Raw genomic sequence first — 20,332 nt, forward strand, 5'->3', positions numbered from 1 at the left:
TTTTGTTGCTCGGTTTTTTTTATTTGAGGTGAAAAATGTATTTAATTGTATCCGCATTGATATTATTATTTTTATTAATATCAATATCGTACAAAATCAACATAGTACAATACGAAATAAAATCTGAAAAGATTGACCGTGATATTAATATATTGTTCTTATCGGATCTTCATTCATGCGATTATGGAATAAATCAAAAGAAATTAATGGATAAAATAAAATCCGTCGATTGTGATGTGATTTTGTTGGGTGGAGACATTGTAGATGACAAATTAAAACCCAAAAAAGCATTTGAATTGCTGGAACAATTGCAACAACTGGGCAAAAAGATATACTACGTTCATGGAAATCACGAAAAAAGAATAGAAAACCTCGTAGAAATAGATGAGACAATCAGAAAATATAATGTACAAATTCTAGATAATGAAGATGTGTTCTTATCAAACAATATTAAACTTATCGGAGTGGACGATTCATCTGGAAAAATTTTGGAAAACTATGAAAACAAATTAGATGATTTAGATGAAAAATTAAAATCAGAAAATTTTAATATATGTTTGATTCACAAACCAGATTATTATTTCAAGAAAAATCTAAAAAATTTCGATTTGATGATATCGGGACACACTCACGGAGGACAATGGAGGATTCCTTATATCTTAAATGGAGTCATATCTCCGGGACAAGGTTTGCTTCCAAAGTATGCTGGTGGAATGTACAACGACGATTATACACTTATTGTGTCACGTGGACTTGCCAAGGAAAAGACCGTAGTTCCAAGGATATTTAATCGACCAGAAATCAATTTAATAAAATTAACAAAAATCAACAATAGTTAAGAAAAGTATACAATGCTTGGAAAACTATTGTTTTTTTTATTTTAGTGTACTAAAATATAATTAAAGGTAAATAAATTATTACTTGACAACGAAAGGGGACAATATGAAATACTCAATGAAAAAGCTATTTGCAACTATGGCTGTAGTATTTGTTGTAATAGCTGGACTGAATGCTAGTCTTGTAAATAAATCAGAAACGATTTCTAGTTCAGGAATAGAAGTCGATGACGATTATAAGTACATTTCACTATCACATGAAAATGTAGGAGGAGAAATGGAATATGAAAAATCTGGCTACAAGGGAGTACTGAAAAAATCAATACGTCCAGACTATGAAGAAGAGGGTAGGTTGTATTACAGATACTCTGGGAATTTAAAGAAACAATAAGGAGACAAAAATGTTTACTTACAAACTAAAAAAATTATACAGATACAGGCTGATTCCATTTTTGATTCTATTTTCTATTACTATGGGTGTGGTTGTTTTTTTTCTACATTTTAGAACAACAAACCATGCGTTTGATTTTCTTAATTCAAATGACATCTCCATTTCTAATAATATCAGTTGGGATGAGTTAATCATCAAAAAAACTGATTGGAAGAAAATAACACCAGAAGAACCAGACAAAAAAAGCTACGAAGACCACAAAGCGTACCTAAATGAAGGGAAAAATGTATTACAAAACTTAATGAAAGCTCATGGGCTTGATGAAAACTACAAGTACGATAAGTCTAAATACAATGAAAAGGATATCATAAAGTACACTAATGAATTGGATGCTCTGAATAATAAATACCATACAGACGAGAACATGGATAATCCTAAGGAACTCAGGAGATCTGTACTGAGATCAGAAGGCTACATAAATTTCTTGAAAGATAGAAACTCCGTAGAAGATAGATTGATTGACGAGAATGACAATCACAGTTTCAGCAAAGTGATATTTGATGAAGCTGGTGTGATTTTTGGTGCTGTTCCGATAATTCTACTAGGCTTTGTGATTATTTTCATAATGAGAGAAGATGATATAACCAGCGTAACATCGAATTCCAAAATAAAGGATGTGGCAAATAATTTTGGTATTATTATGTGTATGATTGTGATGTACATTATCATTTCATTGTTGACAGTGTTTGTGGCTTCTTTAATAACTGGAAATGGTGTGGGCGATTTAACATATCACTACGATTCTACATTTGTTATTAGGACTGTTCAGGACAGGAGTGGTTCGATAAGAGAATACTCATACGTTATGAGAACGCCTTTGTCTACATTTTTTAAGAGTGTATTTCCTTTTGCTTTAATCACTATGTCGTTTGGATTTGCGTTTTCTTTTGTTGATAAACTTATACAAAACACCAAAGTAAAGTATTTTACTTTGATCTTGATAATGAGTTTGCTATTGGTTGATTTTAATTTCTTCAATCATGCATACAATCCTCTAAGCTTGTTTAAGTCGTTTTCGTTAAAACCTGTGATTGCTACAGTGTTTATGCTTTTGATAACGGCTATAGGTACGATTTTTTTGAACAGGAGAAAAGAATTCACATCACATGATACATACAAAGAGCGAAATGTATTCAGCTTAAAAGGTTCCGTGAAAAACTGTGTATTATCATTTAATGGGTTTTTGATATTGTTTGTCGTGTGTGCTATTTTGGTTGGAAATATCTGCCTACAAAACAATTGGCACAATTTTAATTCCACTCAAATTAAAAACTATACCGATCTTAATTCTACTATGGAGAATTTGGTATATAGGGATATTGATGAGATTAAGGCAAAATACGGCAATAGCAAAAGAGCAAAGGAAATGATAGATTCTCATTCAGATGCTTTGAAATTTTACGAAAATGAGAACAAATACTTCGACGCTTATGAAAATAGATACAAGACTCCCCAAAAGTTCAATAATGTGAATAAGGAAAGGGTAACTGAATTTAATGGTTTTGATTTTCAAGGAACAGGTAGTGAAACAACAGGAATGGTGGATGTATTCAACGATTTTGCTCTTGAAGGAGCATTCTTCAAACAAAAATATATGCTCATAAACAACATCACACCAACAGACAGATTCTATATTCCGCAATCAGGAATTGATTATAATCCTTTTGATGTGGATAGTTTCAAAGGAACTTTGCCTAAAATCAATTACTACATTACTCATGGAATATCAGAGAGAAATAATGCTTTTGCGATGTTACATGATTACTTCTATCTTAAATTTAATGTAGTGTTGATTGTGTTTGCGGTATTGCTGTTCACATCTACGATTATCAAATCGAATAAGCAGCTTGAACTTAAATCAGTACTTCCTGTAAGTCGAACAAAATCGTACAAGTCAAAGATAATGGAAAGCTTAATATACGCGATTGGTATAAACATCGTTGCAGTTTTGGTATTATTCTTAGCTGGTGGTATTATGGGTGGATTTGCAGACAGTGATTTTCCAATTATTAACTATATTGTGGACGGTGGAATTATTTACTTAAATGTTGGTCCATTTCTGGTATATATACTAGAATCTTTTACAATAACTGTGTTGTTTACGATATTTATCAGTATGTTTGTAAATGCTATGTACACTACTACTAACAAGTTATTTACGATATTAATATCCATAATTGCATTGATAATTCCATTTACCGCAATTAAATACATGGGAGCAATAGGATCTTTTATTCCATTTAACTATGTGGATTCGGGATTTGTAACTACGGGATTTTTGTCGGCGTTGATAAGACAGAATTCTTACACGATGGTGATAGCTGTTGTAGTTCTTGTGATTAGTTCAATATTGTTTTATATATTGGGTAGAGTTTCATTTGGCAGGAGGAAATAATGTTAGAAGTAGTAAATATTGAAAAAAGTTACGGAAAGAAAAAGATACTTCACGATATATCTTTTAGTATTGAAAAAGGACAAATCAAAGCGTTGGTAGGACCGAATGGATCTGGTAAGACTACTTTGATGAATACTATGACCAATCTTCTCAAAAGAGATGGCGGACAAGTTTTGGTAGACGGCAAAGAGTTTAAAGATGAGAAGATTTTTAATCATATTTCTTTTTTCAAAGATGAGAAAATCTTGGATGAAAACTTGTACGGCATGGATTATTTGAACTACATCAAAAATGTCTATAAAAGAACCAAGGATGATGTGGATAGGGTTATCAAAGAAATAGGAATTGAAAGTTTTGTAAAAAGCAAGACTGGTTCGTATTCATTAGGTATGAAAAAGAAGTTGATGCTTGCGATGGATTTCTTGCCACAAAGAGATATTATATTGCTTGATGAACCACTTTCTGGTCTTGACCCAACTAGCGTTATCAAAATGATGGCTCTTATTAAACAAAAAGCGAATGATGGACAAGGGATTTTAATATCTAGTCACTCTTTAAATGATATCGACGAAATAACCAATAACATTTTGTTCTTAAAAGACGGGAAAATTTTGGAAGAAGTTTTGGAAAACGAAAAGTTCATAGAGATTATTTCAAACGATAACGAAAAATTATCATCTGTTTTGCAATCCAAGGGTTTTAATATGGACAAAAATATGATAAGCTTAAACAACAGTAGTATTAATGATATTTTGTCTATTATTATAGAAAATAATATTGAGATTTTGGATATTAAAAGACGTTCCAAAACTTCTCAAGAAAGATACAAAGAAATTTTCAAAATTTAAAATAAAAATATGTAAAAAATCAAGAATTTGTTTGACATATCATAATGTTAATGATAGAATATACAAGGATAAATAAGAATATCTTGTATATTCTTTTTTTATGCATAAAATAATTTCAGGAGGTGGAAAATTTGCCAACAATTAATCAATTAGTAAGACAAGGAAGAAAATCTAAAACTTACAAATCTGATTCACCAGCTTTGAGTCGTAACTTCAACAGCATCAAAAAAAGCTATACAGAAGCTAACTCACCTCAAAAAAGAGGCGTATGTACTTCAGTAAGAACTATGACTCCTAAAAAGCCTAACTCAGCACTTCGTAAGGTAGCCAGAGTTCGTTTAACTAATGGTATGGAAGTTTTATCTTACATTCCAGGTATCGGACACAACCTACAAGAACACAGTGTTGTATTAATCAGAGGTGGTAGAGTAAAGGACTTACCAGGGGTAAGATACCACATTGTCAGAGGTGCTTTGGATACTGCAGCTGTTCAAAACAGAATGCAAGGTCGTTCAAAGTACGGTGCTAAGAAACCAAAGAAATAAAACAAAAACAAAAGGTATTAGTGTGAATAAAAGATTTTAATATACATTTATAGCACAGCGATGTAATTCGAGTACCTGAGAAATACTAAATAGTAAGGAGGGAAGCGAAGTGCCAAGAAAAGGACATGTTCAAAAAAGAGAGGTAATGCCAGATCCAGTTTACGATGATAAGACAGTTACTAAGCTTATCAACAACATTATGTTAGACGGAAAAAAAGGTACTGCCCAAAAAATTGTTTATGGTGCTTTTGATATTATCAAAGAAACTACAGGAGAAGACGCTCTTGAAGTATTCTACAAAGCAATGAACAATATTATGCCTATCTTAGAAGTTAAAACTAGAAGAATAGGTGGAGCTAACTACCAAGTTCCTATCGAAGTTAGACCAGAAAGAAGACAAACTTTAGGTTTGAGATGGTTAACAACTTATACAAGAGCTCGTGGTGAAAAAACTATGGTTGAAAAGTTAGCTAAAGAAATCATGGATGCAGCTAATAACACTGGTGCATCAGTTAAGAAGAGAGAAGACGTACACAAGATGGCTGAAGCTAATAAGGCTTTTGCACATTATAGATACTAATCTATCGGAAAGTAAGTAAGGAGAAAAAATGGCTAGACAAGTTTCATTAAAAGATACAAGAAACATTGGTATAATGGCCCATATTGATGCCGGTAAAACGACAGTTACTGAACGTATTTTATACTATTCAGGTAAAATCCATAAAATTGGGGACACTCACGATGGTGCTGCTCAAATGGACTGGATGGTTCAAGAACAAGAAAGAGGTATTACAATTACTTCTGCAGCAACAACTTGTTTCTGGAAAGGTAACAGAATCAATATCATCGATACACCGGGTCACGTTGACTTCACAGTTGAAGTAGAAAGATCTCTTAGAGTTCTTGACGGTTCAGTTGCTTTATTCGATGCGAAAAGCGGTGTAGAACCACAATCAGAAACTGTTTGGAGACAAGCTGATAAATATGGCGTACCAAGAATTTGCTTCATCAATAAAATGGATGCAACAGGCGCTGATTATTTCATGTCTGTTGACACTATTAGAGAAAGATTGAGAGCAAATGCTGTACCTATCGAAATTCCTATCGGAGCTGAAGATAAATTCGTAGGTGTAGTTGATCTTATTACAATGAAAGCTAATATCTACAAAAACGAACTAGGAACAGAGTTCACTGTTGAAGAAATTCCAAGTGACTTAGTAGAAGTAGCTGAAAAATATAGAGCAGAATTATTAGAAAACATAGCAGAACACGATGAAGAGTTAATGGAAAAATACCTTGAAGGTGAAGAATTAACTGAAGAAGAAATCAAAAGAGCTATAAGAACTGCAACAATTGCTAACGCAATGAACCCAGTACTTTGTGGTTCTGCATATAAGAACAAAGGTGTTCAACCATTATTGGATGCAATAGTTGATTATATGCCAGCACCAATTGATGTACCTGACATTAAAGGTGTGGATCCTCAAACTGATGAACCAACTACAAGAAAATCATCAGATGAAGAACCATTTGCTGCATTAGCATTCAAAATCGCAACTGACCCATACGTTGGTAAACTTGCATTTACAAGAGTTTACTCAGGAACAGTTGAATCAGGAAGCTATGTATACAACTCAACAAAAGGTAAGAGAGAAAGAATTGGTCGTATCTTAATGATGCACGCTAACAAGCGTGAAGAAATTGATAAGGCATACGCTGGAGACATCGTTGCTATTATCGGTTTAAAAGATACAACAACAGGGGATACTTTATGTGATATGGATAGCGAAGTTATCCTTGAAAACATGGAATTCCCAGATCCAGTAATTTCTGTAGCAATCGAACCAAAAACAAAAGCAAGTCAAGAAAAAATGGGTATTGCTCTTGCAAAACTAGCAGAAGAAGACCCAACATTTAGAACATATACTGACGAAGAAACAGGCGATACTATCATCTCTGGTATGGGTGAACTTCACCTTGAAATTATCGTTGACAGACTTTTACGTGAATTCAAAGTAGAAGCTAACATCGGTAACCCACAAGTTGCTTACAGAGAATCAATAACTCAAGCAGCTGAAGCTCAAGGTAAATATGTTAAACAATCAGGTGGTCGTGGACAATACGGTGATTGTACTCTTAGAGTTGAACCACTTGATAATCCAGAAGAATCAAATGGTATCGAATTTGTTAATGCAATTGTCGGTGGTGCTATTCCAAAAGAATACATCCCATCAGTTCAAGCAGGTGCTGAAGAAGCAGCTCAAACAGGTATCTTAGGTGGATATCCAATGCTTGACATGAAGATTACTCTTTTAGATGGTTCTTACCACGATGTCGACTCATCAGAAATGGCATACAAAATTGCCGGATCTATGGGCTTTAGAGCAGCAGTTGCAAAAGCAAAACCAATCTTATTAGAACCAGCTATGAAAGTTGAAATCACAACTCCAGATGAATATTTGGGAGATGTAATGGGAGACGTTTCATCAAGAAGAGGTAAGATTGACGGTATGAATCCTAAAAATGGTGTACACGTATTAGATGCGTTTATTCCATTGGCAGAAATGTTTGGATATGCAACAGACTTAAGATCAAAAACTCAAGGTCGTGCAACATATTCAATGCAATTCGATCATTATGAACAAGTTCCAAACTCAATATCAGAAGAAGTTATAGGAAAAAAGAATAATAAATAGGAGGCTTATATAAATGAGTAAAGCTAAATTTGAAAGAACAAAACCACATGTTAACATTGGTACAATAGGTCACGTTGACCACGGTAAAACAACATTAACTGCAGCAATCACACTTGTATTAAACAAGAGAATGGGATCAGGAGAATTCGTAGACTACGCTAACATCGACAAAGCACCAGAAGAAAGAGAAAGAGGAATCACAATCAACACTTCTCACGTAGAATACGAAACAGAAAAAAGACACTACGCACACGTAGACTGTCCAGGCCACGCTGACTACGTTAAAAACATGATCACAGGAGCAGCACAAATGGACGGAGCAATCCTAGTAGTAAGTGCAGCAGACGGTCCAATGCCACAAACAAGAGAACACATCTTGTTAGCAAGACAAGTAGGCGTACCAAAAATCGCAGTATTCTTAAACAAAGAAGACCAAGTTGACGACCCAGAACTAATCGAATTAGTAGAAATGGAAGTTCGTGAACTATTAAACGAATATGAATACGAAGGAGACGACACACCAATCGTAGTAGGATCAGCATTAAAAGCATTAGAAGATCCAGACGGAGAATGGGGAGACAAAATCATGAAATTGATGGAAGAAGTAGACGAATGGATCCCAGCTCCAGTAAGAGACGTTGACCACCCATTCCTAATGCCAGTAGAAGACATCTTCACAATCACAGGACGTGGAACAGTAGCAACTGGTAGAGTAGAAAGAGGAAGAGTAAAAGTTGGTGACAACGTAGAAATCGTAGGATTAACAGAAGAAAAAAGAACAGTAGTAGTAACAGGTGTAGAAATGTTCAGAAAACAACTTGACGAAGCAGAAGCAGGAGATAACATCGGAGCATTACTAAGAGGTGTACAAAGAGAAGAAATCGAAAGAGGACAAGTACTAGCAGCACCTGGAACAATTCACCCACACACAAAATTTGAAGCAGAAGTATACGTATTAACAAAAGACGAAGGTGGAAGACACACACCATTCTTCTCAGGATACAGACCACAATTCTACTTCAGAACAACAGATGTAACAGGAAACATCGAACTAGAAGAAGGCGTAGAAATGGTAATGCCAGGAGATAACGCAAAATTCATCATCGAATTGATCACTCCAATCGCAATCGAAGAAGGACTAAGATTTGCCATCAGAGAAGGCGGTAGAACAGTAGGAGCAGGCGTTGTTTCTAAAATTATCGCATAGTTAAATACTAAGATTAATTAGCTCTCACTTAGGTGAGGGCTTTTTTGTTTGAAAAAAATATCTATAAAATATATAAAAAAAAACCGACTAATATTTTAATAAAATAGATTAAAAAATAAAAAAATAGGGTATTAACTAAATAAGAAAAATACGAAAGGGGACTTGAAAATGAAAAAAATTTTATTTATCGTTATGATTACATGCATGACAGTGGTTTGTACGATAAATGCAAACGTTTCATCGGCTGTTAGTTCGGCAAGTTATTATGGATTAGAAAATGTTGAAGAGAATGAATACGGTGAGAATTTTACTTTTGTGAGGGGAAAATCACCTGTGAATTTTAAGTATGAAGATGTATATAATGACGGTTACAGTGGGAAACTTTATAGACAGAGATTAATAACTATAGATGTGACCAACAATACTGAGACTTGGTATTATTCGGGAGAAATTAGCAAATAATATTTTTGAAATTCAATGAAAGGAGACAATATGTTTGAACTGAAAAAACTTTACAAGTCGTTAATTTTTCCTGTTGTAGTTATTATTTTTTGTGTGTATTCTTTTGTAACATTAAACAGCATAAAATATGAATATACTGGTCAAGATTATGCTTATTTTATGAAAACTAGAGATCGTTTTGAAGATACAATGATGGAATCTTTTGCATTATCAAAATCTTCTCAAAATAAAGAAGAACAGCAGAAATATTTAAATTTGAGCAAGATGAATTTTAATTCTTTGCAATACATAAAACCATTGGAATATGATGTGAGTATGTTGATGGAAGAGACAAAAGCTGCAAAGTATTCTTCAAAAACAGAGCATAATTTCTACAATGAATTATTGAGCCAATATGATGAGATAGAATCGTTCAAAAGGCAAAACAACTTAAACAAGTTGGCTAGTTATGGAATGTATAACGAATTGAATCCTTATTTTAACTTGATTCGTGATGAAATTAACAGATATGGGTTCTACACAACTACCAACAATTTTAGTTTTTTCAAATCTTTTGGATTCCTAATGGAAAATGTCATGAATGATATTTTCTTGTGTGTAGTTTTTCTGATAGCTGTATTTGCTAATGAGATGAATTTCAAAAATCTAAAATTAGACATGATTTCAATGAGCTCCAGAAAATTAGTATATGCAAGGCTTATAAAGCATGTAGTTTTCTTTGCTATTGTCATATTTTCGATGATTTTGGGCAATATTATTTTCTCTGTAATCAAAGGATTTCCAACAGGAAGTGCGAACGATATGATTTTGAAATCTGTAACAGACCTTAAGATTAATACGTATATAACAATGAATGTAAACTCAATGGTACTTGCTTTAAAATACATAGGGACGGGGTTTTTGATTTACAGCATTGCGATGATGTTGTATGAGATTTTTAGAAGGTATATGAAACAAAATCTATCAATTATTGTTGTTTTATTAATTTACTGGATAATTTCATTGCTATCTAAGAGATATAATCTATCGTTTAGTTTAAATAGTTTTCATAATCTTGGTAATGTTTCAATAGCTGTTCCAATTGTATTAGCGCTATTTATTGTATGTTTAATATTAGTTAACAATAACAGATACAAGTTGATTTATTATAATTTTTCTAAAACATACTCCAAAATCGATATCAAAAATATTTTGCAATTGGATTTTGCCAAAATTATGAGAAGCAAATTATATAAGTATTTTGGTATACTAACTTTAGTGGTAGTTGTGTTATTCTGCTTCAATACGATAAAATTCAAAAACATAAAATCAAAGGATGATTTGCAAACTATTGACAGTGAGATTGAAAGTGCAAAGATTAATGTTCACAACAATCCAAAAGACAAAGGATTCAAGCAAACACTAATTAATTTGGAAAATTTTAAAAAATTTTATGTTAACAGAGCTAATAATCCCACAGAATATTACAGTAATATGTTTCTTTATTTGAATTCTAAATGGGGATTTGATGTAGAATGGATAGATCCAAGTACTTCTCGATCTAATGAGAATAGGGTGAATTATTTTATGGATAACAATTTAAAGCCCGATTCAAGTTATAAGCTTGTTAGTAATGAGATTGAACAGAGTTTATTATCTAATAAAAAGCTAAGCTTGTATAAAACAAAACAACATGACCCTACTGAACAAAAAGGACTTATAGGAAATATTATATCTATGTATGAAAATGGGATTATTCCGGCCTTTACGTTGATTATTTGCTTGATATTTACTCTTGAGTTTAAAAAGGAAAGGTCCAATGGAACTTTGAAGTTGGCTTTTGTGAATGAATGGAAAAAAGATGTCTGGAAATCAAAGCAGATTAATTCGCTTGTATTATCTGCCGGAATGTATGTTGTGATTTTAGCAATTAGTATGATAATTGGATTATTTAACGGAGGACTTGGTGAGAAGTTGTATCCAGTGTTCTGCTACGATTACAGTTATAACGGTGTGGTAGAGGGCGTGTTCAGGGCATCTAGTGGTTTCATATTGCCAATGATTTTGATAAATATTTTGATAATTTTACTTGTGGTTAGTTTTTCAAATATGATGACTACATTCATCAAGAATGAAACTGTGAATATAATTGCTACAACTTTCTTGATTGTTTTGGGAATAATTATTAGCTATTTTGGAACTTTGGGTAAGTTTTTCTTATTGAATCCATTTAGTTCGTTGGATAGTTTGATGATTTTGAAAGGTGGATACAATTATTTGAATGAGTTTAGTTTTTCTAATCCGATATATAATGTGATAATGATTGTATTTTATATTATAGTGTTTAATTTGATATCAATGAAAAGGATGAAGGGGGATATTAATGCTTGAGATTAAAGGTCTGAACAAATCTTATGGTGAAAACGAAGTGTTAAAGGATTTGAATTTGAAATTAGATAAACCTGGGATTTACGCGTTAGTTGGACCAAATGGTATTGGTAAGACTACTCTTATGGATATAATTTCTGATTTGACGAAGTACGATTCAGGTGAGATTAAGGTTAATGATATAGATAATAAAAATCCGGAGATTTTCAAGTATTTATCTTATGCAAGAAGTTTGGATATGCTGTATGATAACTTGACAGGGTTGGATCATTTTATTTTCGCAAAGAACTCACGCCACGTTTCTGATGAAAAGTTTGAAGAAGTATTGGATATTTTTAAAGTTCATAATTTTATGAAGAGGAAAGTTAGCACTTATTCTCTGGGTCAAAAACAAAAAACTTTGTTGACGTATTTTTTCATGGGGGATTATGATATCTACATTATGGATGAGCCTGTAACGGGATTGGATCCTACTAGCGTTATTTTGCTTAGAAATTATCTTCTGAAATTAAAAGATGATGGCAAGATAGTTGTGTTGTCCTCTCATACTTTGTCAGAGGTAGACAAATTAACAGACGATGTTATGTTCTTGGTGGATAAAAAAATAGCGTTTGAGAATTTGTCTGAGATTTCAAAGGAACAATACAAGGTTGTAACATCGGATAGTGAAAATCAAAGAACTGTCAATATTGTGGCTAAGAATGATTTGGACGATTCTTTAAAGAAATTTATGGCTGATGGTTTAATCATCGATTCGATTGAAAAATCAGATTATACTACAGAGGACAGATACATTGAATTGTACACAAAATAATTTGATTTTTTGACAAATAAATAGTATTGTTGTATAGGTAAGTGGTTTCATTTACCTATATTTTTATGTGAAAAAGGTGATTTTTTGGTAAATTATACGCAGTTGTACTTAACGATAATAAATTTATTCTGTTTAATTTTTATTGGGTTTTTGCTGAGAAAATTCAAGATTGTAGATGAGACTACAATGACAGGACTTAACAAGTTGATTTTTAATGTGTTGTTTCCACTTAAAATAATGATGAGTTTTTATAAGGTTGATTTTGGACAAAATCTCAGTGTAAAATATTTTGTATATTTGAATGTGGTGTTTGTATTTCACATTTTTCTTACTTATTTTTTGGCGAAAATTACCAACAAGGATAAATCTTATGTGGTGCTGGAGGCAAATGCTATGAGTAGAGGCAATTTCATCATAATGTCGTTTCCAATATTGAGTGTTTTGTTTGGAGATGAAGGGATTGTCATGGCTGGAGCTATCACAGGAATTAGTCAGTTTTTCTATAATTTCTACACTGTAAGCATGTACGAAGGATTGGTTGGAGGAAATAATTCTAAGAAAAAGTTGTTCATAAATGTAGTGAAGACACCTTTGATGATTGGGCTTTTCGTAGGAATTTTTTTGTATGTAACTAAGGTTAATTTGTTTTTCTTGGAAACTCCTTTGAGAAGTTTGGGAGATATTGCAGGGACCTTAGCTTTGGTGACTATGGGATACGGTTTGAGTTTTAGAATAGATTTTAGAGAAATTAAATCAATTATGAAGGTTTCCATTGTAAAACTTTTGGTTCTTCCTTTGACAGGATTATTTATTGGAAAAATTTTCGGTTTGTCTGAAATTCAAAAGGTTGTTGCGTTGATTTTATTTGGTGCTCCTACGGCTGTTAATACTTATGTTTTTGCTAAAAGATATAAGCAAGATGATTCATTGGCAGGTTATTATGTTGTGAGCACGACAATTTTGTATTTATTTACTTTAATACTTTTAATTAAGCTGATTTAGTTTGCTTTTTTGTATTTTAAATGAGATAATATAAAATGTAAATATTTGAAAAAAGGGGGAAAGTTATGGATAAAAAGATTGCAGGTTTAAAAATTCCGTATTTTATAATTGCATGCGTAGTTATTATAGTATCTTTTATATTTGATGTTCTACCAAAAGGTATGGTTGGGGCATTTTTATTTTTGATTGTATTTGGCGAATTATTAAACCTTATCGGAAATCACACACCAATTATTAAAACATATTTGGGCGGTGGAGCTATTGTATCTATATTTTTGGGAGCTGCTATAACTTATTATAAATGGTTACCAGCTGATTCTATCAAAAGTATAAATACTTTTATGACTAAAGGAGGATTCCTTGATTTCTACATCGCAGCTTTAATCACAGGATCAATTCTTGGTATGAATAGAAAGTTGCTTATCAAAGCAGCTATTAGATATTTACCATGTATCTTGGGTTCTGTAATTATGGCATTACTTTTAGTAGGTGGTGTAGGTTTGTTGTTCGGAAAGAGTGTAGGTGAATCTATCGCATACATCGGTATCCCAATTATGGGTGGTGGAATGGGAGCAGGTGCTGTACCTATTTCTAAAGTTTTCGAATCAGCGTTGAATATTCCATCCGAAACTATTTTGAGTAAACTTGTTCCAGCAGTTGCTTTGGGTAATGCTACGGCAATTGTTGCTGGTGGTTTATTGAACAGACTAGGAAAAGTAAAACCAAGTTTAACTGGTAATGGACAATTAGTTAGAAGCAATGATGATAGTTTGAAAGCTGAAAAGAAAGAAAATATAATCTTAGAAGATGTTAAAGATTATGGCGCTGGTATTGTAATTGCTACAGCATTTTTCACATTTGGTGCAATATTAGCATTTTTATTCGGAAAAGTCGGCATAAAAATTCACTCATATGCTTGGATGATTATTTCTGTAGTTATCGTTAAGGCAGCAGGAGTTGTTCCAGAAAAAATCGAACACGTTGCAGAAGGTTGGTACAATTTCGTTGCCAAAAACTTTACTTCAGCACTTATGCTTGGTATTGGTATGGCATACACTAATTTGGGACAAATTTTCGAAGCATTTACACCAAGCTATGTAATTCTTGTTCTTGCAGTTATCATAGGAGCAATTACAGGTGCAGGTATTGTTGGATATTTCGTAGGATTCTATCCAATTGAAACAGCCTTGACAGCCGGATTGTGCATGGCTAACATGGGCGGTACTGGTGATGTTGCTGTGCTTACAGCTGCAGATAGAATGGAACTTATGCCATTTGCACAAATATCTTCTCGTTTGGGAGGAGCGTTAATAATTTTGTTGGCATCTATATTAGTTCCAATATTTTTCTAAATTAATTGAGGTATTTTAATTAATACCTCTTTTTGTTTGGAATAGTTGGGTTTTAGTGTTAAAATTATATTGTAATAATGTAATTCGACATTTTGTCGAAAGTTATTTAAAAATTTATGAGGTGAAAAAATGAATATTGAAGAAATTAAACAAAAAGCTCTTGAACTTCACGAAAAAAATCAAGGAAAATTAGAAGTAGTATCTAAAGTAAAAGTTAATGACGCTATGGATTTGGCGTTGGCTTACACTCCTGGTGTTGCTGAACCTTGCAAGAAAATTCACGAAGACAATTCATTAGCATATAAATATACAAATAAAGGAAATATGGTTGCAGTTGTAACTGATGGTTCTGCAGTTTTAGGCTTAGGAAATATTGGCGGAATTGCTGGTATGCCAGTTATGGAAGGTAAATCAGTTTTATTTAAAGAATTTGGTAATGTTGATGCATTCCCAATTTGCTTGAACACACAAGACACTGAAGAAATAATTAGCACGGTAAAAGCAATTTCTCCTTCATTCGGTGGAATTAACCTTGAAGATATTGCAGCTCCAAGATGTTTCGAAATTGAAAAAAGATTAATTGAAGAATTAGATATACCAGTATTCCACGATGACCAACACGGTACAGCTGTTATCGTATTATCTGCAGTTATCAATGCGTTGAGAATTGTTAAGAAAGACATTTCTGATGTTAAAATCGTAATCAGTGGTGCAGGGGCAGCAGGTATTGCAATTTCTAACTTGTTAACATTGGCAGGTGCTAAAAATAATTTAATCTTAAATAGCCGTGGAATTATCGATCCAGATGATGAAAAACTTGATGAAGCTAGAAGAGAAATCGCTAGAACAACTAATCCTAATAAAGTTAAAGGAGATTTGAAAACTGCTATGGAAAATGCAGACATTTTCATCGGGGTTTCTGCTCCTGGAATCTTAACAAAAGAAATGGTATCTTCTATGAATCACGATGCTATTGTTTTAGCAATGGCTAACCCAGTTCCAGAAATCTATCCTGACGAAGCAAAAGAAGCTGGTGCAAGAGTAGTTGGAACAGGTAGAAGTGATTATCCTAACCAAGTTAACAATGTTTTGGTATTCCCTGGAATATTCAGAGGCGCATTAGATGCAAAAGCAGACAGAATTACTGACGATATGAAATTATCAGCAGCGTATGCAATTGCTCACATGGTTGAACAACCAGTAGAAGAAAGAATTTTACCAGAAGCATTCAACAAAGATGTAGCAAAAAATGTTGCAAATGCAGTTAAAAAATCTTGGGAAGAAAAGAAAGTTATAAAATAGGAGAAAACAATGATAGATATAGTTGATAGATTTATTGAATACGCAAAAATTTACACTACAAGTGATGAATCAAGCGAAACTTGTCCATCAACAGCTAGGCAAAAGGATTTGGGCAATCTTTTGGTTAAACAACTAAAAGAAATGGGAATTGACAATGCACATATGGATGAAAATGGATATGTGTATGCATCATTAGAATCAAACTTGGATAGAGAATCAAAAGCCATTGGATTCATTTCTCATATGGACACTGCTCCTGATATGTCAGGTGAAAATGTCAAACCACAAATCTTAGAATACAAAGGTGGAGACATTAAATTATCTGATACTGTAACAACGACTGTTGAAGATTTTCCGTTTTTAAAAGATTTGGAAGGACAAACTTTAATTCACACAGATGGAACTACTCTTTTGGGTGCTGACGATAAATCAGGTATCGCGATTATAATGGATGTTGTTAATAAATTGTGTGAAAACAAAGATATAAAACATCCGACAATCAAGATTGGATTTACTCCAGATGAAGAAATAGGCAGAGGAGCTGATTTGTTCGATGTAGAAAAATTCGGAGCAGACTTTGCGTATACAGTAGATGGTGGTCCAATTGGAGAATTAGAATATGAAAACTTTAATGCGGCAGGTGCAACTATAACTATTCATGGTAAAAATGTTCACCCTGGTAGTGCAAAAAATACAATGATTAATTCGCAATTAATCGGTATGGAATTATTCAATGAACTTCCAGTAGCACAAAGACCAGAATATACTGAACATTATGAAGGATTTTACTTGTTGACATCATTCGAAGGAACTGTTGAAAATACTGTTATGAAATTCATAATCAGAGATCACGACAAGAAAAAATTCGAAGAAAAGAAATCTTATTTGAAAAAATTAGTTGAATTCTTAAATGTTAAATACAACAATGCTATCGAATTAAATATGAAAGATAGCTACTACAACATGAAAGAAAAAATAGAACCTGTAATGGAAATTGTGGATTTGGCTTACAAATCAATGGAAGATTTGGGAATCAAACCATTAGTTCAACCAATCAGAGGTGGTACTGATGGAGCACAATTATCATACAAAGGACTTCCTTGTCCGAATATTTTCACTGGTGGATATGCCTTCCACGGAAAGCACGAATTATTATCTGTCGATCAAATGAAAAAAGCATCGGATTTGGTTTTAAAAATTATAGAAAATTATTCAAAATAAAATAACAATGGCTTCCAGTAAATCTGGAGGCTATTTTTATTGCAAAATGTTTCAAATGAAGATAAATTTTGTTATAATCTATTTAGGAGGGAAATATGAAAAACGATGTTTTAATTGATGATCAAAAGAAGAAATCGCTTACAGTGACCAATCTTATTTGGATGGGATTCACAGTTGTATGGGGTTTCGGAAATGTTGTTAATAACTATGCAAACCAAGGTTTAGCAGTTATTACAAGCTGGATATTCATAATGGCTTTGTATTTTATACCATATTCATTAATGGTAGGAGAACTTGGTTCGACTTTCAAAGAAGGACAATCAGGACTTAGCTATTGGATAAAACAAACTATGGGACCATTACTAGCTTATTTGTCCGGCTGGACTTATTGGGTAGTACATATCCCATATTTAGCACAAAAACCACAAAACTTAATGGTTGCAGGTTCATGGGCGATTTTTAGAAATCCTAAAATGGTAAAATCTTTAAATCCAATTGTACTACAAACATTAGTACTAATAATATTTTTGTTATTCGTGCTTTTAGCTGCAAATGGTATTAAATCTATAAAAGTTTTAGGATCAATCGCTGGTACTGCAAGTTTTGTGATGGGTATTTTATTTATTTTATTAATGTTGGCAGCTCCAGCTTTAAGAGGAGTAGAAGTTGCATCTCCAAATATGACGAGTATCAAAACTTATCTGCCTAACTTTAATTTGCATTATTTAACCACAATATCCATGCTAGTATTTGCCGTAGGAGGTTGTGAAAAAATCTCACCTTATGTAAATGATACACAAGATGCTGGTAAGAACTTCCCAAAAGCTATGATAATAATGGCTTTAATGGTAACAGTATCTGCGATTTTGGGTTCAGTTGCAATGGGAATGATGTTCGATACAACAAATGTTGCAAACGACTTAAAAATGAACGGTGCATACTACGCGTTTGAAAAATTGGGACAATATTATGGAATAGGTCCATCACTTGTTATTATCTATGCGTTGACAAATTTCGCTGGACAAGCAGCAGCTTTGGTTATGAGTATTGATGCACCACTTAAACTTTTATTAAGTGAAGCAGATGCAAAATACGTTCCAAATTTCTTGAGAAAAATCAACGACAAAAAAGTTCCAGTTGGTGGATACAAACTAACTACAATTTTGGTTAGTATTTTGATTATTATTCCAGCTTTGGGAATTGGAAACTCAAACGAATTGTACAACTGGTTATTGGATTTGAACTCAATAGTAATGCCAATGCGTTACATGTGGGTATTCGCGGCATATTTTGCATTAAAACACTATCTAAATGAAAAACAAGGTGTAGAATACAAGTTCACAAAATCAAAATCATTTGGAAAAATTATTTCTGGTTGGTGTTTCGCGTTTACAGCTTTTGCATGTATATTAGGTATGATTCCAAAAGAAGGAGAACCATTCACAAGTCAATGGAATTTCAAATTAATTCTAAACATTTTGACTCCAGTCGTATTGTTGGGATTGGGACTAATATTACCATCAATTGCTAGAAAAGAACAAGCAAAAAATAATTAAAAATTTTTATAATCTAATCAAAGAAAGCTTCATTTATTTTTTAAATGAGGCTTTTTGATTGTTGAATTTTCTTATATTTTCTTAATTGAAATTCACAAATTACATGTGATATAATTAGTTGTTAGAAACAGATTAAATGATTGAATTTAAAGATTTTGTAATAATAAATATAAAAATAAAAATAGGAGAAAAAATTGAAAATTGTTACAGTAGTTGGAGCTAGACCACAATTTATAAAAGCGGCTATGGTGTCCAAAGAATTAAGAAAAAATTTTGATGAAGTAATGATACATACTGGTCAACATTTTGACTATAATATGTCTGAAGTTTTCTTTGAAGAAATGAATATTCCTTATCCAGATTATAACTTGGGGATTTCTGGGGGAACTCACGGCGAAATGACTGGTAAAATGTTGATGGAAATCGAAAAAATATTGATAAAAGAACAACCAGATATGGTTTTATTATACGGAGACACCAATTCAACATTGGCAGGAGCATTGGCAGCTGTTAAGCTTCATATTCCGATTTGTCATGTAGAGGCTGGTAATAGATTGGGTACACTTGATAATCCAGAAGAAGTGAACAGAATTATGACTGATCATTCTTCTAAAGTTTTATGTTGTTGTACTGAATCGGCGCTTGGATTTTTGAAAAAAGAAGGCTTGGAAGATCGAGCAACTTTGGTTGGCGATCCAATGTATGATGCTTTCTTGGAATATTCTAAGAAAGTTTGCGATAAAATTCCTGAAAAAATAATTGATTTGAATGGAGAAGAAGTAAATCTTCCAGAAAACTTTTATTATTTAACTTGTCACAGAGCAGAGAATACTGCATCAATTAAGCCTTTGTCAGAAATACTTGCTGCCATGGAAGAATTGGATGAAAAATGCATATATCCAGTGCATCCTAGAAATCAAAAAATGGTCCAAGAACTTTCTGAAAAGCACCACTATACAAATATTATTTTCTGCAAACCAGTTGGATACATGATGAGTGTGTATTTGGTTAATCACGCGAAGAAAATTGTGACTGATTCAGGCGGTTTGCAAAGAGAAGCGTATTTTGCAAGAAAACAATGTGTGACTATTTTTGATCATATTGTGTGGCCAGAAACTATGACTGAAAAGAGAAATCAATTATCTAAACCAAACAAGGAAGAGATTTTAAAATTATTAAATGAAAAAGTTGATTTCGAAAACTACGATTATCCTTTTGGTGATGGTCATTCTAGCAAAAAAATTATCGAATGCATCGAAAATTATTTGAATAAATAAG

Annotated in this window: 17 protein-coding genes; all 17 read left to right on the plus strand. The window is 32.8% G+C overall.

Going from position 1 to position 20,332, the window contains the following annotated elements:
- The first annotated feature begins 35 nt into the window (after window positions 1-35).
- Window positions 36-839, plus strand: a complete 804-nt coding sequence (locus tag FMG_RS02570; protein ID WP_012290437.1) for a metallophosphoesterase — start codon at window positions 36-38, stop codon at window positions 837-839.
- A gap of 103 nt (window positions 840-942) precedes the next feature.
- Window positions 943-1,227 (plus strand): hypothetical protein, encoded by a 285-nt coding sequence (locus FMG_RS02575; RefSeq protein ID WP_002838585.1) that lies wholly within the window; start codon window positions 943-945, stop codon window positions 1,225-1,227.
- A gap of 10 nt (window positions 1,228-1,237) precedes the next feature.
- Window positions 1,238-3,682: an ABC transporter permease gene (locus FMG_RS02580; RefSeq protein WP_012290438.1), complete on the plus strand. Its 2,445-nt coding sequence runs from the start codon at window positions 1,238-1,240 to the stop codon at window positions 3,680-3,682.
- Window positions 3,682-4,530: an ABC transporter ATP-binding protein gene (locus FMG_RS02585; protein ID WP_012290439.1), complete on the plus strand. Its 849-nt coding sequence runs from the start codon at window positions 3,682-3,684 to the stop codon at window positions 4,528-4,530. Before FMG_RS02580 ends, FMG_RS02585 begins: the two co-directional genes overlap by 1 nt.
- Before the next feature lie 131 nt (window positions 4,531-4,661).
- Window positions 4,662-5,075 (plus strand): 30S ribosomal protein S12, encoded by a 414-nt coding sequence (gene rpsL / locus FMG_RS02590; protein WP_002835374.1) that lies wholly within the window; start codon window positions 4,662-4,664, stop codon window positions 5,073-5,075.
- A gap of 109 nt (window positions 5,076-5,184) precedes the next feature.
- Window positions 5,185-5,655, plus strand: coding sequence for a 30S ribosomal protein S7 (rpsG, locus tag FMG_RS02595; RefSeq protein WP_002835373.1), 471 nt, complete (start codon window positions 5,185-5,187; stop codon window positions 5,653-5,655).
- A 28-nt stretch (window positions 5,656-5,683) separates the two neighbouring features.
- The gene (gene fusA / locus FMG_RS02600) at window positions 5,684-7,771 is read left to right on the plus strand and encodes an elongation factor G (protein ID WP_012290440.1); all 2,088 of its coding nucleotides are present in this window, start codon (window positions 5,684-5,686) and stop codon (window positions 7,769-7,771) included.
- 13 nt (window positions 7,772-7,784) lie between these two features.
- The gene (gene tuf, locus FMG_RS02605) at window positions 7,785-8,978 is read left to right on the plus strand and encodes an elongation factor Tu (protein WP_002840644.1); all 1,194 of its coding nucleotides are present in this window, start codon (window positions 7,785-7,787) and stop codon (window positions 8,976-8,978) included.
- A 168-nt stretch (window positions 8,979-9,146) separates the two neighbouring features.
- Complete coding sequence (locus FMG_RS02610) at window positions 9,147-9,440, plus strand: hypothetical protein (protein ID WP_041250586.1); 294 nt, start codon at window positions 9,147-9,149, stop codon at window positions 9,438-9,440.
- A 30-nt stretch (window positions 9,441-9,470) separates the two neighbouring features.
- Window positions 9,471-11,810, plus strand: coding sequence for an ABC transporter permease (locus FMG_RS02615; RefSeq protein ID WP_012290442.1), 2,340 nt, complete (start codon window positions 9,471-9,473; stop codon window positions 11,808-11,810).
- On the plus strand, window positions 11,803-12,621 hold the full coding sequence (locus tag FMG_RS02620) for an ABC transporter ATP-binding protein (RefSeq protein ID WP_012290443.1): 819 nt from the start codon (window positions 11,803-11,805) through the stop codon (window positions 12,619-12,621). Before FMG_RS02615 ends, FMG_RS02620 begins: the two co-directional genes overlap by 8 nt.
- An 84-nt stretch (window positions 12,622-12,705) precedes the next feature.
- The gene (locus tag FMG_RS02625) at window positions 12,706-13,623 is read left to right on the plus strand and encodes an AEC family transporter (protein ID WP_012290444.1); all 918 of its coding nucleotides are present in this window, start codon (window positions 12,706-12,708) and stop codon (window positions 13,621-13,623) included.
- 65 nt (window positions 13,624-13,688) lie between these two features.
- Window positions 13,689-14,975 carry a 2-hydroxycarboxylate transporter family protein gene (locus tag FMG_RS02630; RefSeq protein WP_012290445.1) on the plus strand — a complete coding sequence of 429 codons (1,287 nt, stop codon included), beginning with the start codon at window positions 13,689-13,691 and terminating at the stop codon, window positions 14,973-14,975.
- Window positions 14,976-15,104: 129 nt separating this feature from the next.
- A complete protein-coding gene (locus FMG_RS02635) occupies window positions 15,105-16,277 on the plus strand; it encodes an NAD(P)-dependent malic enzyme (RefSeq protein WP_012290446.1) in 1,173 nt (390 codons plus the stop codon).
- Window positions 16,278-16,286: 9 nt separating this feature from the next.
- Window positions 16,287-17,498, plus strand: a complete 1,212-nt coding sequence (gene pepT, locus FMG_RS02640; protein ID WP_002838643.1) for a peptidase T — start codon at window positions 16,287-16,289, stop codon at window positions 17,496-17,498.
- 95 nt (window positions 17,499-17,593) lie between these two features.
- On the plus strand, window positions 17,594-19,054 hold the full coding sequence (locus tag FMG_RS02645) for an APC family permease (RefSeq protein ID WP_012290447.1): 1,461 nt from the start codon (window positions 17,594-17,596) through the stop codon (window positions 19,052-19,054).
- Between the two features lie 194 nt (window positions 19,055-19,248).
- Entirely contained in the window at window positions 19,249-20,331 is a 1,083-nt protein-coding gene (wecB, locus tag FMG_RS02650; protein ID WP_012290448.1) for a non-hydrolyzing UDP-N-acetylglucosamine 2-epimerase, read from the plus strand.
- Window position 20,332: the final 1 nt, after the last annotated feature.

It is taken from the genome of Finegoldia magna ATCC 29328 (assembly GCF_000010185.1).
GTDB lineage: Bacteria > Bacillota > Clostridia > Tissierellales > Peptoniphilaceae > Finegoldia > Finegoldia magna_H.

Coding starts and splice junctions, on each gene's coding strand:
- FMG_RS02570 (WP_012290437.1), top strand. CDS start 36: ATGTATTTAATTGTATCCGCATTGATATTATTATTTTTATTAATATCA.
- FMG_RS02575 (WP_002838585.1), top strand. CDS start 943: ATGAAATACTCAATGAAAAAGCTATTTGCAACTATGGCTGTAGTATTT.
- FMG_RS02580 (WP_012290438.1), top strand. CDS start 1,238: ATGTTTACTTACAAACTAAAAAAATTATACAGATACAGGCTGATTCCA.
- FMG_RS02585 (WP_012290439.1), top strand. CDS start 3,682: ATGTTAGAAGTAGTAAATATTGAAAAAAGTTACGGAAAGAAAAAGATA.
- fusA (WP_012290440.1), top strand. CDS start 5,684: ATGGCTAGACAAGTTTCATTAAAAGATACAAGAAACATTGGTATAATG.
- tuf (WP_002840644.1), top strand. CDS start 7,785: ATGAGTAAAGCTAAATTTGAAAGAACAAAACCACATGTTAACATTGGT.
- FMG_RS02610 (WP_041250586.1), top strand. CDS start 9,147: ATGAAAAAAATTTTATTTATCGTTATGATTACATGCATGACAGTGGTT.
- FMG_RS02615 (WP_012290442.1), top strand. CDS start 9,471: ATGTTTGAACTGAAAAAACTTTACAAGTCGTTAATTTTTCCTGTTGTA.
- FMG_RS02620 (WP_012290443.1), top strand. CDS start 11,803: ATGCTTGAGATTAAAGGTCTGAACAAATCTTATGGTGAAAACGAAGTG.
- FMG_RS02630 (WP_012290445.1), top strand. CDS start 13,689: ATGGATAAAAAGATTGCAGGTTTAAAAATTCCGTATTTTATAATTGCA.
- FMG_RS02635 (WP_012290446.1), top strand. CDS start 15,105: ATGAATATTGAAGAAATTAAACAAAAAGCTCTTGAACTTCACGAAAAA.
- pepT (WP_002838643.1), top strand. CDS start 16,287: ATGATAGATATAGTTGATAGATTTATTGAATACGCAAAAATTTACACT.
- FMG_RS02645 (WP_012290447.1), top strand. CDS start 17,594: ATGAAAAACGATGTTTTAATTGATGATCAAAAGAAGAAATCGCTTACA.